General features: G+C 51.7%; 16 protein-coding genes. 7 read left to right on the top strand and 9 right to left on the bottom strand.

The features are described 5' to 3' along the window. Positions 1-20: 20 nt before the first annotated feature. Positions 21-848: a lipopolysaccharide core heptose(I) kinase RfaP gene (gene rfaP, locus ACTS9Y_RS03605; RefSeq protein WP_442584647.1), complete on the bottom strand. Its 828-nt coding sequence runs from the start codon at positions 846-848 to the stop codon at positions 21-23. After that, entirely contained in the window at positions 845-2,002 is a 1,158-nt protein-coding gene (locus ACTS9Y_RS03600; protein WP_442584646.1) for a glycosyltransferase family 4 protein, read from the bottom strand. Before ACTS9Y_RS03600 ends, rfaP begins: the two co-directional genes overlap by 4 nt. A gap of 29 nt (positions 2,003-2,031) precedes the next feature. Between ACTS9Y_RS03600 and waaC the strand changes: the two genes are divergently transcribed. The 5 genes from waaC (at position 2,032) to ACTS9Y_RS03575 (ending at position 8,202) form a co-directional block, all read left to right on the top strand. Next, positions 2,032-3,033 carry a lipopolysaccharide heptosyltransferase I gene (gene waaC, locus ACTS9Y_RS03595; protein WP_442584645.1) on the top strand — a complete coding sequence of 334 codons (1,002 nt, stop codon included), beginning with the start codon at positions 2,032-2,034 and terminating at the stop codon, positions 3,031-3,033. A gap of 114 nt (positions 3,034-3,147) precedes the next feature. Continuing rightward, a complete protein-coding gene (gene grpE, locus ACTS9Y_RS03590) occupies positions 3,148-3,681 on the top strand; it encodes a nucleotide exchange factor GrpE (RefSeq protein ID WP_442584644.1) in 534 nt (177 codons plus the stop codon). Between the two features lie 108 nt (positions 3,682-3,789). Continuing rightward, positions 3,790-5,709, top strand: a complete 1,920-nt coding sequence (dnaK, locus tag ACTS9Y_RS03585) for a molecular chaperone DnaK (protein WP_442584643.1) — start codon at positions 3,790-3,792, stop codon at positions 5,707-5,709. A 111-nt stretch (positions 5,710-5,820) separates the two neighbouring features. Then, positions 5,821-6,957 (top strand): molecular chaperone DnaJ, encoded by a 1,137-nt coding sequence (gene dnaJ, locus ACTS9Y_RS03580; protein WP_442584642.1) that lies wholly within the window; start codon positions 5,821-5,823, stop codon positions 6,955-6,957. A 456-nt stretch (positions 6,958-7,413) separates the two neighbouring features. Continuing rightward, complete coding sequence (locus tag ACTS9Y_RS03575; RefSeq protein ID WP_442584641.1) at positions 7,414-8,202, top strand: ParA family protein; 789 nt, start codon at positions 7,414-7,416, stop codon at positions 8,200-8,202. Here the strand turns inward: ACTS9Y_RS03575 and corA are convergent, their stop codons facing one another. After that, positions 8,203-9,297: a magnesium/cobalt transporter CorA gene (gene corA, locus ACTS9Y_RS03570; protein WP_442584640.1), complete on the bottom strand. Its 1,095-nt coding sequence runs from the start codon at positions 9,295-9,297 to the stop codon at positions 8,203-8,205. Between the two features lie 137 nt (positions 9,298-9,434). On the opposite strand from corA, the gene aroC reads away from it, so the two are divergent. Together aroC and ACTS9Y_RS03560 are read left to right on the top strand one after the other, a co-directional pair. Further along, the gene (gene aroC / locus ACTS9Y_RS03565) at positions 9,435-10,526 is read left to right on the top strand and encodes a chorismate synthase (protein ID WP_442584639.1); all 1,092 of its coding nucleotides are present in this window, start codon (positions 9,435-9,437) and stop codon (positions 10,524-10,526) included. Between the two features lie 75 nt (positions 10,527-10,601). Further along, positions 10,602-11,774, top strand: coding sequence for an MFS transporter (locus tag ACTS9Y_RS03560; protein ID WP_442584638.1), 1,173 nt, complete (start codon positions 10,602-10,604; stop codon positions 11,772-11,774). Between the two features lie 78 nt (positions 11,775-11,852). Here ACTS9Y_RS03560 and folE2 read toward each other — a convergent pair whose 3' ends face one another. From folE2 to ACTS9Y_RS03530, 6 genes are all read right to left on the bottom strand, one after another. Next, positions 11,853-12,659 carry a GTP cyclohydrolase FolE2 gene (gene folE2 / locus ACTS9Y_RS03555; protein ID WP_442584637.1) on the bottom strand — a complete coding sequence of 269 codons (807 nt, stop codon included), beginning with the start codon at positions 12,657-12,659 and terminating at the stop codon, positions 11,853-11,855. Positions 12,660-12,708: 49 nt separating this feature from the next. Continuing rightward, entirely contained in the window at positions 12,709-14,553 is a 1,845-nt protein-coding gene (dxs, locus tag ACTS9Y_RS03550) for a 1-deoxy-D-xylulose-5-phosphate synthase (RefSeq protein WP_442584636.1), read from the bottom strand. Between the two features lie 2 nt (positions 14,554-14,555). Next, positions 14,556-15,446, bottom strand: a complete 891-nt coding sequence (locus tag ACTS9Y_RS03545) for a polyprenyl synthetase family protein (RefSeq protein ID WP_442584635.1) — start codon at positions 15,444-15,446, stop codon at positions 14,556-14,558. A gap of 25 nt (positions 15,447-15,471) precedes the next feature. After that, complete coding sequence (gene xseB, locus ACTS9Y_RS03540; RefSeq protein WP_442584634.1) at positions 15,472-15,717, bottom strand: exodeoxyribonuclease VII small subunit; 246 nt, start codon at positions 15,715-15,717, stop codon at positions 15,472-15,474. 81 nt (positions 15,718-15,798) lie between these two features. After that, positions 15,799-16,452, bottom strand: a complete 654-nt coding sequence (locus ACTS9Y_RS03535) for an alpha/beta hydrolase (RefSeq protein ID WP_442584633.1) — start codon at positions 16,450-16,452, stop codon at positions 15,799-15,801. 103 nt (positions 16,453-16,555) lie between these two features. Further along, the gene (locus ACTS9Y_RS03530; RefSeq protein WP_442584632.1) at positions 16,556-16,912 is read right to left on the bottom strand and encodes a pilin; all 357 of its coding nucleotides are present in this window, start codon (positions 16,910-16,912) and stop codon (positions 16,556-16,558) included. Positions 16,913-17,002 lie beyond the last annotated feature (90 nt).

The following is a 17,002-nucleotide window of genomic DNA, read 5'->3' as shown; positions in this document are numbered from 1 at the left end:
ACAACTTCTAAATCCCGACGCTATAAATCTGTCGCGTCTCTTTGCTGTTTGAATTTCTGCTGCTGTTTCGGGCTGTGAAATTTGGCGTGTAAACGCTGTGCACGGTTAAATGCCTGGGTCCAGAAATCATCAGTTTGCGGCAAGTAATGCGCCTTGAATGCCTGCCAGTCTGTCTGCGTAAAGCCAAAGTCCATACACGAGAAAATCAAGCCGGCAATGTCTTTGCGCACGGCAGCGCCATGCGGTGAGACACTTTGCAGTACACGGTGCAGGTCCAGCAAATAAAACGCGGTACCAGCCGTCAATATCTCGGTTTTTTGCAAGGCGATATGGCAAAGGTAAAAGTCACGGTGACACAGGCCAGCCGCATGAAACTGTTTCGCCAGTTTTGCCACTGCGATCAACATCGCCTGGCGTGTTTCTGCCGTGGCCGGCTGTGATTGCCAGCTTTTGCAAATATCTTCCAGCGAATGAATGTCGCCCAAGTCTTCAGTCAGCAGGAATGAACGCTGGCTGGCAGCACAATGACCTTGTATGCCGTAAGCAGCTATCGGGGTAGTCGCAATGCCTATGTTTTCCAGCGTCTGTATGGCACGCACTTCAGTCATGGCGCCAATAATCGGGCGCTTGAAGGTCAGCCAGTTTTTAACGATCTCGCGCCAGCCAGTGACCCCATGTTGCTTGATGAAATAGGATTGCCCGGCAAGTGTGAGACGCATGGTTTTGCGGTTGGCCGCAGCACGTACGGTGTAGCCTTCCATCGCCATAAAGTCTTCAAAAGAAAATGTGTCTAAGTGCTGTGCGTGTGCAGGCGACAGCCACAGCTGGGTATCCGCTGGGAGTGTCACAGGATTAAGTTGCTGCTTTTGTTGAGCCAATGTTTTTTTTCCGAAGCTAACTGCGTGAGTATGTTTGCTTCAGCCTTTCCTGGGTTGTCTTGCATTAACTGGTTGGCACAAGCCAGCCCGGCTGTACTGAATGTGTCACGGGCAGAGGATAGTGCTGTAGCAAGTGCCTGATCAAGCGCGGCTTGTGTAAACGGGCTGCCAAGAACGATGCCTGCGCCTGCATTTTGTATATATGGGGCATACCCGCACACATTTGTAGTGAGCACTGGCAAACCGCACGCCATGGCTTCGAGCAAGACATGGCCAGCCAGCTCACGCCGGGCCGGGTGCACCATCCAGTCGCAGGCCTGCATCAGTTGCGGGATATCATCGCGGCCACCTAAAACCTGTATTTGACTAGTCAACCCATGTGCCTGGATATGCTTTTGCAGCCAGCGCGGATTATCCTGGCCAATGATCAGCATACGGATATTTTCTCTCACGTGCGCTGGCAAACTGGCTATCGCTGTCACTGCGCGGTCAGCGCCTTTGGTTTTAAAGCCGGACCCCACCAGCAGCAACGCCGTATGCTCAGGCAAAATGCCAAACGTTTCAGCCAGCCATTGTTTGCTTTGTGCACGGTCAAACGCCGGGAACCGTTGTGGATCCAGGATAGGCGGGATCAGGTGGAAACGTTCAGCAGGTGTCTGGTACCAATGCTGGAAAGTCGCCTGTTCCTGTTGCGTCAGCGTGAAGATATGCGTACGGCTGGCAGGTGAGAAAATCGATGCTTCTGCCTGCTGGAACCAGCGATAACGGCTGGTCAGCCGATACCACCACGGCCGCTCTTCATGCGCTTTGGCGATAAAACACGAGTCAGCCGCAAAGTAGACATCAATCGGCTGCATGCGGTTAAAACCGACCACCAGATCAAAGTGCCCGGCCTGCACAGCTTGCTGCATGGCAGTAATGAGGCTGGCATGCCTGGTATGATTCAGCCAGCCGCTGCTTGGGCATAGTTTTACCTGCATATCTGCGGGTTGCGGGCCTTGCCATTCACCGGTGAAAATCGTCACCTGGTGACCCAGCGCAACGCAGTCTCTGGCAATGCGCAACATGTCGCGCTGCACCCCGCCATAAGGGAAATATTTGAATATCAGAAAAGCAAACTTCATGGTCGAGATTGTATGCGAAAATAGCGGCCATGAAACGTATTCTAATGGTCAAAACCACTTCTATGGGCGATGTGATCCACGCCCTGCCAGCAGTGCAAGACATTTTGCAGCATTATCCTGACGCGCAAATCGACTGGCTGGTCGAAGAAAGTTTTGCCGATATTCCCCGCCTGCATCCACATGTGCACCAGGTGTTTTCTGTCGCTGTTCGCCGCTGGCGCAAGCAGTTATTCCGGTGCGATACCTGGCATGAGGTCAGGGCAGTTAAACGCGCATTGGCTGCGCAACCCTATGATGCCGTGATTGACGTGCAAGGCCTGGTGAAAAGTGCCTGGATCGCCGGTTGGGCGCGTGGCCCGCGCCATGGCTATGATGCGCAATCGATACGCGAACCACTGGCCAGTCGCTTTTATCAGCATCGCTATGCTATTTCTTACCAGCAGCATGCAGTGACGCGTATCCGTACGCTGGTGGCGCTCAGCTTGGGGTATGCCGCACCAAACGATTTACCTGATTATGGCTTGCGCGAGACACAGGCGACTGCTGATTCAACAACGCTCACACTGGCGCCTAAATCCTGGATCGCTTTACATGCCACCAGCCGCGACAGTAAATTGTGGCCGGAAAGTCACTGGATTGCTCTAGGCCAGCATTATGCTGAGCAAGGGCTAACCATGTGCCTGCCATGGGCTTCGGCGGTTGAAAAAAATCGTGCCGAGCGCATTGCCCTGAAAGTGCCGCAGGCCCTGGTGCTGCCGAAATTGAGTTTGCAGCAATTGGCAAGCGTGATGCCACAAGCGCGATTTGCAGTGGGTGTGGATACCGGGCTTTCGCATTTTGCTGCAGCACTCGATGTGCCGGTGGTGGCTGTATATACCGATACTGATCCCGGCCTGACCGGTGTGGCTGGCGGACGCAAAGCGGCAGCAATCAATCTGGGTGGCAAACAGCAAGTGCCGGATACCGCAGCAGTCATCGCGGCAGTGACGAGTGTGCCGACGGCCGATCCGGCATCGCTGAGCCAGCTTTAACGCTATCAAACGCCAATTTTCGCTAAATCGCGATTTTGCCCTTGAAATCAGTAGGGTCATCCCCATGTGTGTGAAATCGTCAAATGAAAAGTCTTGAATTCATAGGGGAGTAACATGCAAGAACCGCAAACATCCGTAGACACGACGGCTAACGAGCAAGCTGTCAACGAAGCGCATCCAGAGCAGTCAACAGAAAACCATGAGGCGCGCATTGCCGCTTTAGAGGTTGCGTTGGAAGAAGCCAAAGCGCAAGTGCTATATGTCAAAGCAGAAGGCGAAAACGTGCGCCGCCGGGCACTGGATGATATCGATAAAGCGCGCAAATTCGCGCTGGAAAAATTCAGTGGCGAGCTGCTGGCTGTCAAAGACAGCCTGGATGCCGCGCTGACAGTTGAAAATGCAGACGTCGCCAGTTATAAAAACGGTGTCGAACTGACCGCCAAGCAATTGCTGGGCGTGTTTGAAAAATTCAATATTGCCGAGATCAATCCACTGGGGGAGAAGTTTGACCCGAACAAACACCAGGCGATCAGCATGGTGCCAGCAGAAGGAGAACCCAACACGGTGTTGAGCGTGTTGCAAAAAGGTTATGCCTTGAATGAGCGTGTTTTGCGCCCGGCGCTGGTTACTGTGATACAGGCAAAATAATCCACATTATAAACAGGGACTTGAAATCTGTTCAGGCATCCCAATTATCACAACATCGGTTGAATAATTAACAACTTAGTGTGATTCACAAAATTTAAGGAAGCGAATATGGGAAAAATTATTGGTATTGATTTGGGGACCACCAACTCGTGTGTCGCCGTGATGGAAGGTGGCAAGCCACGTGTGATTGAAAACGCTGAAGGTGCGCGTACTACGCCATCGATTATTGCGTATCAGGAAGACGGCGAAATTCTGGTCGGTGCACCAGCCAAACGCCAGGCGGTGACTAACCCGAAAAATACATTGTTTGCAGTAAAGCGTCTGATTGGCCGTCGTTTTGACGAAAAAGAAGTACAAAAAGATATCGACCTGATGCCTTACACCATCAGCAAAGCGGATAACGGTGATGCGTGGGTTGAAGTGCGCGACAAGAAACAGGCGCCGCCACAGATTTCTGCCGAAGTATTGCGCAAAATGAAGAAAACCGCCGAGGATTACCTGGGCGAAGAAGTGACAGAAGCTGTGATTACCGTGCCTGCTTACTTTAACGATAGCCAACGCCAGGCGACCAAGGACGCGGGCCGTATTGCCGGGTTGGACGTGAAGCGTATCATCAACGAGCCAACCGCTGCTGCCCTGGCTTTTGGCCTGGACAAGCAAGAAGGTGACCGCAAGATCGCAGTGTATGACCTTGGTGGTGGTACGTTCGACGTATCTATCATTGAAATCACTGAAATCGATGGCGAGCACCAGTTTGAAGTATTGTCTACCAACGGTGATACTTTCCTCGGTGGTGAAGACTTTGATAACCGCATCATCGACTTTTTGGCTGATGAGTTCAAAAAGGAAAACGGCCTGGATCTGCGTAACGACTTGCTGGCCAAGCAACGCCTGAAAGAAGCCGCTGAAAAAGCCAAGATCGAGTTGTCTGGTGCACAGCAGACTGAAGTGAACCTGCCTTACATCACGGCAGATGCGACTGGTCCTAAGCACTTGGTGGTAAAAATCACGCGTGCCAAACTGGAATCACTGGTAGAAGACCTGATTGAGCGCACGATTGCACCATGCCGTACCGCATTGAAAGATGCTGGCGTATCACAGGCGGATATCGCTGACGTGATTTTAGTCGGTGGCCAGAGCCGCATGCCTAAAGTGCAAGAGCAGGTGAAAGAGATTTTTGGCAAAGAACCACGTAAAGACGTGAACCCGGATGAAGCCGTTGCCGTAGGTGCTGCGATCCAGGGTGGTGTGTTGAAAGGTGACGTTAAAGACGTATTGTTGCTGGACGTATCACCATTGTCCCTGGGTATTGAAACCCTGGGCAGCGTGATGACCAAGCTGATCAAGAAAAACACCACGATCCCTACCAAGGCATCACAAGTGTTTTCTACAGCGGAAGACAACCAGAATGCAGTGACGATTCATGTGTTGCAAGGTGAGCGCGAAATGGCTGCTGGCAACAAGAGCCTGGGTCAGTTCAACCTGAGTGACATTCCACCGTCACCACGTGGTATGCCGCAAATTGAAGTGACATTTGATATCGATGCCAACGGTATTCTGCATGTGTCTGCCAAAGACAAAGCTACCGGCAAAGAGAACAAAATCACCATTAAGGCTAACTCCGGTTTGTCTGAAGAAGAAATTCAGCGCATGGAAGAAGATGCCGCTAAATATGCTGATGAAGACAAGAAATTGCGTGAACTGGTCGATGCCCGTAACCAGGCAGACAGCGTATTGCACAGCGTGAAGAAATCGCTGGCTGAACATGGCGACAAGATCGATGCCGAAGAAAAAGCCAAGATCGAAGAAGCTGTGACAGAGTTGGAAGCGGTTGCTAAAGACAGTGATGACAAAGATGTCATCGAGGCGAAAACCAATGCCTTGATGGAAGTCTCACAAAAGCTGGGCGAGAAAGTCTACGCTGAACAGCAAGCGCAGGCCAACACCGAAGGCGCACAACCACAGGATGAAAAAACGGTGGAAGGCGACGTGGTCGATGCCGAGTTTGAAGAAGTGAAAAAAGACTAACGATAAAGGGCGAGTGGCAACACTTGCCCTTCTTTATGAAGCCGGCAAACACACTTCGTTCAACACGGGTGTGTTTGTTTATATGGCGCAAGCGCATTAAACGGAATAACTATGGCAGCCGCAAAAAAAGATTACTACGAAGTGTTAGGTGTGAACCGTGACGCCGGTGATGAGGAAATTAAAAAATCCTTCAAGAAACTGGCAATGAAGTTTCACCCAGACCGCAACCCGGACAACCCTAAAGCTGAAGAAAGCTTCAAGGAAGCCAAAGAAGCTTACGAAATATTAAGCGACGAGCAAAAACGTGCGGCGTATGACCAGTATGGTCATGCAGGTGTAGACCAGAGCATGGGTGGTGGCGGATTCAGCGGGTTTAATTCCGGTAATTTCAGCGATGCGTTCGGCGATATTTTCGGTGATATTTTCGGTGGCGCCGGTGGTGGCCGTAACCAGCGTTCTAATGTCTACCGCGGTGCTGACCTGCGTTACAACCTGGAAATCTCTTTAGAAGAAGCTGCCAAAGGCACGGAAACCAAAATCCGTATCCCGGTACAGGCCAATTGTGAAACCTGCCATGGTTCAGGCGCACGTCCTGGCACTTCACCGGTGACGTGTACCACTTGTAACGGTCATGGCCAGGTGCGTATGCAACAGGGCTTTTTCTCAGTGCAGCAAACCTGCCCGAAATGTCACGGTAGCGGCAAAATGGTGAAAGAACCTTGCCCGACCTGCCACGGTGGTGGCCGCATCAAGCAGAACAAAACCCTGAATGTCAAAATCCCAGCTGGTGTCGATGAAGGTGACCGCATTCGCTTGAGTGGTGAAGGTGAAGCGGGCGTCAATGGTGGGCCAACCGGCGATTTGTATGTCGTGGTCCATTTAAAAGAACACGCGATCTTCCAGCGCGAAGGCGCGAACCTGCATTGCGAGATGCCTATCAGTTTTAGTACGGCTGCCTTGGGTGGCGAAATCGAAGTGCCTACGCTGGATGGCGCAGCTAAAATGAAGATCCCGACCGAAACACAAACCGGTAGCGTGTTCCGTCTGCGCGGCAAAGGCATCAAGCCATTGCGTTCCAGTGAGCATGGGGATCTGATGGTACATGTGGTGGTGGAAACGCCGGTACGCCTGACGGAGAAACAGAAAGAATTGTTGCGTGAGTTTGAAAGCAGCACGCAGGCAGATGCCGGAAAGCATAGCCCAAAAAACAAAAGCTGGGTCGATAAAGCGCGCGACTTCTTCAGCTGATTTTTTTTATTAGCTCAATATTCAATTAGACGGGCATGCCAGTAAATCCTTTGCTGGCACGCTTGTTTTCAAGCAGTTAGTCTTTATGGACAGGGCAAGCAGCTTAATTGTATTGGTTACAATTTAATAACAATTAAATTTTGATTTTTACAATTCAGTTACAGCTTGGTCAAATTGTTGCAATAACTCTCTCCTAAACTAGAGTCATCTTTAAGCAGGGCACAAAATGTTTTGCTTAATGGCTAGTTTGGTTGATTTATCAGCAACTAGCATTGATTTCCTCCTGATCCAAACCCCCTTTTAACCCGCCTTAGCGGGTTTCTTTTTGCCTGCTACTTTCGTATCCGCTCAACGCATGCGGTAGCGGGGTAGTGTCTGGCCACAACATCGTTTATGATGGGTAGCAATTCATTTTACAGTATCTGTTTTACCAGACCGATTCTGCACATATTCAGCATGTTGAAAATAGCGATCTTTAATCATAAAGCCGATGTTGGTTCGACCACCACTACGCTCAATCTGGCCGCCGCCTGGCAACGCCAGCGCCAGCAGGTGTTGCTGCTGGATATGGATCCGCAAGCGCGGCTGACGGAGACTTACAAGCATGTTGGCCTGGATATGCAAAAGCACCTGTTCAGGTTTTATCAATCTGCCACGCCGCTGGCTGATTTAATCCAGCCCTTGCGCAATGGCCTGCAACTGATTGCCACAAACAATGAGTTGATGCACCTTGATTCGCAGTTTGGCCGTGGCCCGGCGACTTTGAAACGTTTGGGTGAGGGCCTGGCGCAGCTGGGTGAAACACACGCCGGCTATCACGTATTGATAGATTGTTTCTCAGGGATAGGCGTGATTTCGCTGAGTGCGGTTTTCGCCAGTGATCTGGTGCTGGTGCCGGTTTCAACCGATTATTTATCCATTCATTCCGCTGTGAAAGTAGACAAGGCGCTGAACGCACTTGAGCCGGTATTAAAGCGTCGCGTACAACGACGGTATGTACTTACACGTGCTGATAAACGCAAGGAAATGACGGCTGAGGTGGAGCAGGAAATGCGCCGCCTGTTCGGTGATGAAGTTTTGCTCACCAAGATATCTGAACATGCGGCCCTCGCCGAATCCGGGCGTATGGGGCAGCATGTGTTTGAATATGATGCCACCAGCCCGGGGGCGCGTGATTATCTTGCGCTCTATTTCGAGCTGCAAGATGTCATCAAACACCTGCCGCGAGCGGCCAAAGCAGCTTGATTATTCGCGGTGTCGGCTGCCTAGCCATTGCCGGCGCCAGAACATCAGCAGCATGACGGAGGCAATGCCCAGCATGATCAGGATCGCCCACCAGAAACCATAAGGGTCATGTGTCCATGGCATCTCACTGAAGTTCATGCCAAAGATCCCGGCAATCAGCGTGGCTGGCATAAATAGCATGGCGACAACCGTCAATGCCCGCACTTCCAGGTTCACACGTTGGCTGATGGTGGTCATATAAATATCCATCAGCCCGCTCAGCATGTCCCGAATGGCTTCCAGCGATTCGGTAAAGTGCGCGGTATGGTCGTAGAGGTCACGCAGGTAGGGCAAGGTCTGCGGGCTGAAAAAGCCATGCTCGTTACGGATCAGGCTATTGAGGACTTCCCGCAGTGGCCAAACCGCACGTCGTAGCTGGATGGTGACATGCTTGAGGCGGTGAATGTTCTGTAGATCATCCGGACTGGGTTGATCAAGCAAGTGTGTTTCCAGGCGTTCGGCATCTTCATTAATGGCTTCCAGCACCTGGAAATAACGTTCCATCAGGCTATCGAGCAGGGCATAACACAAATAATCCGGCCCGCTCTGGCGCAGCAATGCCTGGCCTTGCCGCAAACGTTCACGCACCGGTTCAAAACTGCCTGAAGGGCGCTCCTGAAAGCTAAGTAACCACTCACGTCCCAAGGCCATGCTGATCTGTTCGGAGCTGACACTCATGGTATCGGCATCGTAGTAAAACAGGCGCGTTTCAAGAAACAGGTAATCCGGGTAGGTATCCAGCTTGGGCCGTTGTTCGGTATTTAAAATATCATCCAGCACCAGTGGATGCAGCTTGAAACGGCGGGCGACCGCCTGCAATAAAGCGATATCCAGCACACCATGTACGTTGATCCACGAAGTATGTGCTGCCGTCGCCTGCCATTCCACGATGTCGTGCATGGTCAGTTGTCTGGATTCCAGATCAGTGGCGTTATAGCTGATGCTATGGATACAGGCGGGTGTAGTTTCAGTGTGCGTATCAGTGTCAGCGGCAGATACCGTGTTGGAAGTGCCCAGTAAGCGGTGTTTGCGGTGGGTGTGTTTGCGTTTGGCCATGGTTGTCCGAATAAACAATGCTGGCCCAGCATAAGCGTTCATTGTGCAGAAATCAAGTCGGGGCGGGCGTCAAGCCGGGGGCAGGCTGTAAGGCAGTCTATGATAAAATATCGTAAATCATTCAATGAGAGAATCGCATGTCTGGCAACACCATTGGTACGCTGTTCACCTTGACCTCGTTTGGCGAGTCGCATGGCCCGGCCATCGGCGGCGTGGTCGATGGCTGCCCGCCAGGGCTGGAACTTTCAGCGGCAGACTTGCAGGTAGATCTGGACAGGCGTAAACCGGGGACATCACGCCACGTGACCCAGCGTGCCGAAGCGGATGAGGTGGAAATATTATCCGGTGTGTTTGAGGGCAAAACCACCGGCGCGCCAATCGGTCTGTTGATCCGCAACACCGACCAGCGCTCGCAGGATTACAGCAAGATCATGAATACGTTCCGGCCCGGGCACGCCGATTATACCTACACGCAAAAATACGGCATTCGCGATTACCGTGGTGGAGGTCGTTCCAGTGCGCGTGAAACAGCGGTGCGTGTGGCTGCCGGTGCCATTGCCAAAAAATGGCTGCAACAAAAATTTGGTGTGCAGATCCGCGGCTACTTGAGCCAGCTGGGTGAGATTGAAGTGCCGTTTGTCAGCTGGGATGCGATCTCTCAGGAAGGTAACCCTTTCTTCTCGCCTAACCTGCAGATACTGCCACAACTGGAAGCGTATATGGACCAGATCCGCAGTGAGCGCGATTCGGTCGGCGCCCGCATTACCGTGGTTGCGCAACATATTCCGGTGGGTTTGGGCGAGCCGATTTTTGACCGCCTGGACGCAGATATCGCCCATGCGATGATGGGCATCAATGCGGTGAAAGGGGTCGAGATCGGTGCTGGTTTCGCCTCGATTGCACAACGTGGTAGTGAGCATTGCGATGAGCTCACGCCGGAAGGCTTTGCCTCTAATCACGCTGGTGGCGTGCTGGGGGGTATTTCCAGTGGCCAGGATATCGTGGTAAATGTCGCCTTTAAACCCACATCCAGCATCCCGCAGGAACGCCGCTCTATCAATCACGCCGGTGAGCCGGTGATGATGCAGACGACTGGCAGACACGACCCCTGTGTGGGCATACGCGCAACGCCGATTGTAGAAGCCATGCTGGCGCTGGTGCTGATGGATCATGCCTTACGTCATCGTGCCCAGAATGCCGATGTGCATTCTACGGTGCCTGTTTTGTAAGCTGCCATTAGGCCCACTAATGGCTTGTGCCTGCAAAGCGCGCAAGCCGCTCACATCATTTAACGCGAGTAATTCATGAGTCACGCTTTACACTTTAATCTCTCGCGTTTCTATTTTATCTATTACTTCTTTGTCGGTGCTTTCGTCCCCTACTGGGGCTTGTACCTCAGCTCAGAATCCTTTTCACCGGCGGATATCGGTATCCTGATGTCTTTGTTCCAGGTCAGTCGCATAATTGCGCCTAACCTGTGGGGCTGGCTGGCCGATCACACCCGGCAACGCGTACGCTGGATACGCATGACTGCTTTTTTGGGGCTATTCGGCTTTGCCGCGATTTTCTGGGCACATGATTTTATGACCATGTTTATTGTCATGGCCGCCCTGAGTCTGTTCACCAGTTCTACCTTGCCTTTGTCAGAATCTTTGCTGCTCGCACATCTGGCAACCACCAATGGTCATTACAGCAAGATTCGCTTATGGGGCTCGTGGGGGTTCATTGTAGCGTCTGTCCTGCTCGGCTATTTAACTGACTGGTTCGGTATCAAAAGCCTGCTCTGGTTTATCTTGCTGGTCCAATGCGTGTTGTTTGGGCTCACCTGGAAATTGCCGGAAGCGCATGTGCCGCCCCATGCAAACGATCATTTTTCAGTATGGAAGATACTGAAACAACCAGCCGTGATTTCTTTGCTGGTAGGCTGCGCCATGATGGTGACTGCGCATGGCCTGATGTATAACTTTTATTCTATCTATCTGGCTGAACATGGTTACAGCAAAGGCATGATAGGCTGGTTATGGGCGCTGGGCGTGATTTGTGAAATCGGTATTTTTATGCAAATGCCATGGATCATGCGCCGCTTCAAGCTCAAGACTATCCTAGTCGTCAGCTTGCTGATAGGCGTAATTCGTTTTTCCATGATGGGTTTGGTGCCTGATAACCTTGGACTATTGTTACTGGCGCAAACCATGCATGCCTTCACTTTTGGCAGCTTTCATGCCGCCGCGGTTGAAGTCATCACGCAATATTTCACCGGGCGGCATCAGGCCAAAGGGCAGGCCATCTATAACAGTGTGGCTTATGGCATAGGCGGTGCACTGGGCGGCTTGCTGGGCGGCTTTTCGCTGCAATACCTGGGTGGCCAGCTCACGTTTACGCTGGCGGCGTTGTTTCCCCTGTTGGGCGCATTTATTGTGATCGTGGGGCTGCGCCTCTCACAACCTTATGCACGCAGCGGTATGTTCAGTCATTGAACAATTTACAAGAGACAGATGTGAAAACAGCCCTGAGACGGGCTGTGATTTTATTGCTGATTTATATAAATATAAGAATTAGCTAGTCCGTTTATCACGCTCAATCAGTGCGTAAGCACTGTGGTTATGGATGCTTTCAAAGTTTTCTGATTCCACCACGTATTTCACAATACGCGGTTCATCATTCAGTTGCGCAGCCACATCACGCACCATGTCTTCCACAAATTTAGGATTGTCGTAAGCGCGCTCAGTCACGAACTTCTCGTCAGGGCGCTTTAATAAGCCGTAAAGCTGGCAAGAGGCCTGATCTTCAATCAGGGTGATCAGATCTTCCAGCCACATGAATTCGTTCAGCAAAGCGGTCACGGTGACGTGCGAACGCTGGTTGTGCGCGCCATAGTTTGAGATTTGTTTGCTGCATGGGCACAGGCTGGTGACCGGTACCATGACCTGAACCGTGATCTCGAACTGGCCATTCTTGATTTCACCGATAAAGGTGACTTCGTAATCCAGCAGGCTTTTCACGCCGGAAACAGGCGCTGCCTTGTTGATGAAATACGGGAAACGCATTTCCACATAGCCGGATTCCGCTTCCAGGCGTTCTACCATTTGACGCAATATCGTTTCAAACGAATCAATGGAGATGGCGCTTTCATTGGTGTTGAGGATCTCGACAAAGCGCGACATATGCGTGCCTTTGAAGTTGTGCGGCAGATGCACATACATATCAAACATCGCTACGGTATGCTGCTCACCGCCGGTTTTGTCTTTTACAATGACCGGGTGACGGATAGATTTGATACCGACTTTGTTGATGTCCAGTCTACGCACATCAGGGGTATTCTGTACGTCTTCAATCACTGCAGGAATTACGGGTTGATTCATCAGGGTTCCATGGCGGGATTACCCGCCCGTTGATTAATAGTTGAGTTTACTACTCGGAAATTAATTTCTCAATAGCTGAACAGATGCCGGATTTGTCTAGACCACATTCGGCCAGCATAGTTTCGTGCGCGCCATGCTCAATAAAACGGTCAGGTAGCCCCAGGCAAACAATGGGCTTCACAATCTGGTGTGCTTGCAGGCATTCCATCACTGCCGCACCCGCGCCACCCATGATCGCGTTCTCTTCTATAGTCACTATATAGTCATGGCTGCGGGATATTTCAAGTACCATGGTTTCATCTAATGGTTTGATGAAACGCATGTTGACGACAGTCGCATCCAGTGACTCCGCTGCCTGTAAGGCCGGCTGCACCATGCTGCCAAAGGCCAGGATGGCGATTTTTTTGCCTGGACGGACTAATTGGGCTTTGCCTATTTGTAACGTTTCCAGCGTGGCCGATGTGGCTGCGCCTATGCCGCTGCCACGCGGATAACGCACGGCTGCCAGGCCTTTGTGCTGATAGCCGGTTGTCAGCATTTGGCGGCATTCATGTTCATCGCTAGGCGCCATGATCACAATATTGGGGATACAGCGCAAAAAACTCAGATCAAAGCTACCGGCATGGGTAGGGCCGTCTGCACCAACCAGCCCGGCGCGGTCAATCGCCAGCAGTACATCCAGGTCTTGCAAGGCGATATCGTGTATCAATTGATCATATGCGCGTTGCAAAAAGGTGGAGTAAATCGCCACCACTGGTTTCAGGCCATCGCAGGCCATCCCGGCCGCAAAAGTGAGTGCATGCTGCTCGGCAATGCCTACATCAAAATAGCGTTGCGGATATGCTTCAGCAAAACGGTTCAGCCCCGAGCCATCACACATGGCTGGCGTGATGCCAACCAGCAGGCTATCTGCCGCCGCCATGTCCACCAGCCAGTCGCCAAAGATCTGGGTGTAGGTAGGGCGCTCACTGAGCGTCAGGCAATGGCCGTTTTGCGGGTCGAACTTGCTGACACCATGGTATTTGTTCGGGTTATCTTCGGCAGGGGTATAGCCTTTGCCTTTTTGCGTGACCACGTGCAAAAACTGCGGGCCCTGTAATTGGCGGATATTGCTTAAGGTATCGACCAGTGTATCGATATCGTGACCATCGATCGGGCCAATGTAATTAAACCCGAATTCTTCAAACAGCGTGCCGGGGGTGACCATGCCTTTGGCATGCTCTTCGGCGCGGCGGGCGAATTCCTTCACCGGCGGGATGATATCCAGTACTTTTTTACCGCTGCGGCGCACGCTGTCATACAACTTGCCAGACATCAGGCGTGCCAGATAGTTATTGAGCGCCCCCACATTGTTGGAGATGCTCATATCGTTATCATTGAGGATCACCAGCAGATTGGTATCCATATCACCGGCATTGTTCAGCGCTTCAAATGCCATACCGGCCGTCATGGCGCCATCGCCAATAATGGCCACACTACGGCGATTGGTACCCGTGGCTTTAGCGGCAACTGCCATGCCTAATGCGGCTGAGATCGATGTGCTGGAGTGGCCGGTGCCGAATGTATCGTAAGCGCTCTCATCGCGCTTGGGGAAACCGGCGATGCCGCCTGCTTTGCGCAAGGAAGCCATAGCCTCGCGGCGCCCGGTCAGGATCTTGTGCGGATAAGTTTGATGGCCGACATCCCAGACCAGGCGGTCATCCGGCGTTTGATACACATAGTGCAATGCAATCGTCAGTTCGACTACACCCAGGTTAGATGCCAGGTGGCCGCCAGTTTGTGAAACGCTTTGAATCAGGAAGGCCCGCAACTCGCCAGCCAGCGCTTTTAATTGCGACCGATCAAGCGTGCGCAGGTCGGTAGGAGATTCAATGCGGGACAGCAGGGAAGTCATGATCAGAATGGGCGCTCACAAATAAATCTGGCAATGCCGCGCAGCGAATCAGCCTGTTGGTCAAAGCCGGCCAGTGACTGCAAGGTTTGCTCATACAATGTCGTCACCAGGGCTTTCGCCTCATCAATGCCTAACAGGCTGACGTAAGTAGATTTTTCCTGCAAGGCATCTTTGCCCGCAGTTTTGCCCAAGGTATGCGTATCTGCAGTGGCATCCAGAATGTCATCCACCACCTGGAAAGCCAGGCCCATGTTCTGACTATATTGATTGAGCAGGGTCAGATGTTTCTCTTCAGTCTGCCCGGCGGCATAAGCGCCCAGCAGTGCCGCGGCACGGATCAGCGCCCCGGTTTTGTATTGATGCATGGTTTCCAATGCGTCACGCGAGAGCCGCTTGCCTGTGCTGTGCAGATCAATATCCTGCCCGCCACACATGCCGCGTGAACCGGTCGCTTGTGCCAGTATTTGCACCTGTTTTAACGCCTGCGGCGCATGTGTATCCGCAATGCATTGAAACGCCAGCGCTTGCAGCGCATCGCCCACCAATAGGGCGGTGGCATCGCCAAATTGCTTATGGCAGCTGGGTTTGCCACGGCGTAGATCATCGTCATCCATGCACGGCATATCGTCGTGTACCAGTGAAAAAGCATGGATCAGCTCGACCGCTACTGCGGCTGCATCGGCCGAACTGGCTGGCGCGCCCACCAGCTCAGCGGCGGCATAGCTCAATAATGCACGCACGCGTTTGCCGCCACCAAGCACGGCATAGCGCATGGCTGCATGCAGTCTTTCCGGCTGTGTATCTGCCGAAGGCAATGTGCTTGCCAACGCTTGCTCAGCCCGTTGCTGATGCGCGGTCGCCCATTGCTCAAATACTGTGGATGAAGTGATCATGACAAAAAGTGAAGGCTCAGGCGACTCACTCAGGATCGAAAGGGGTTAATTGCTGTTGCTGATTTAAGATCTGGACAGTCTGCTCAGCCTGCTGCAAAGAGCTCTGACAGGCTTGCAGCAACTGCATGCCTTCAGCGTAGGCAGTGAGCGCGGCTTCCAGAGGCAGTTCGCCAGATTCCATACTCCGCACAATTGTTTCCAGGGACGAGATGCGCTGGGCAAAACTTTGCGTGTCACTTGCCGGAGGGGAGGATTTCTTTGATGCACTCATGAGAATTAGCCTGTTAAAACGCCTGCCATTTTAACAAAACTCCCCGAGCTTGCGGGATTAATCTCAAGCGTTGATCAGCAGTCAGGCCGGCAATACCCGCAACAGAAAACGGCGGATGTCGGCTATCTCCTGTTCGCAGACGCTATGTGCCATCTCATATTCATGCCATTCCAGCAGATAACCGGCAGCTTCAAGTGCTTGCCTGGCAGCTTCGGCGGTAGAAAGTGCAATGACCGTATCGGAGCGGCCATGTGCCATCCATATGGGTGTCTGCTTGTTAGCCCGATGTTGCTCGCTGACCAGTTTATTTTTTAACGGCAGGTAAGTAGAAAGGGCTAGTACGCCTGCCAGTGGCCGTGTAAATCGAGTCGCCGTGTGTAGCGCCATTGCGCCACCTTGCGAAAATCCTGCCAATACAATCCGGTCGGAGGGAATGCCTTGCGCGATTTCACTCTCAATCATAGCGTTAACCATGCCCTGCATTTCTTTGATACCAACTTCATCTTGTGGGCTATCTGGCTGCAGCCCAAAAATGTCATACCAGGCACGCATCTCGTAACCATTGTTTAAGGTGACGGGGCGGAAGGGTGCATGTGGCAGAATGAATTTAATATGTGGCAGGTTCAGCATCTGCACGACAGGTTCAAAGTCGTGGCCATCGGCGCCCAGGCCGTGCATCCAGATGACGGTTGCGGACACATTTTCTTGTCGATTGACGACAGTATTATCTAACATCAGGTAGTTGGGCTTAAATTAAGAGGCTTGAAGTATAGCAGTGAGTGCTGTTCGAGCGGCTCACTTCACTGCCTTAATACTGGTGTAGTGAAGTCGTGCAGCATTACGGAGACAGTGCGGTGATACTACATGGCGTGCCAGCATTTAAATCACAAGTGATGGTGGCATTGCCTGGCGATCTGGCGTTTGAAACAAAACTGGTCATTGTTACTACTTTTTCACTATTATTAATAACGTTGCAGGCTTTGGCAATAGGGGCAGGAATATCGATAGCACGTTTTCTAAGTTGAATATCAGTATATACTTTTCTGGCATAAATATTTGCCTCTAAAATACATGCATTGTTGGCTGCATCTTGAATGTAGTTCTTGTATGTTGGAATTGCTACAGAGGCAAGAGTGCCAATAATGACCAATACAATCATTAATTCAATCAAAGCAAATCCTGCCTGTCTGCGCATTTATTCACCTTTTTAGATTAGCCTTTGAAGATTTCAAATAAAATGTGTGTATTCCAAAGGCATCGTATTCGCACATAAACCAAAGCCCTG

The organism is Methylophilus sp. (genome assembly GCF_052173275.1).
Lineage (GTDB): Bacteria > Pseudomonadota > Gammaproteobacteria > Burkholderiales > Methylophilaceae > Methylophilus.
The sequence above is the reverse complement of the archived record's forward strand: the minus strand, read 5'-3'. Positions and strand labels throughout refer to the sequence as shown.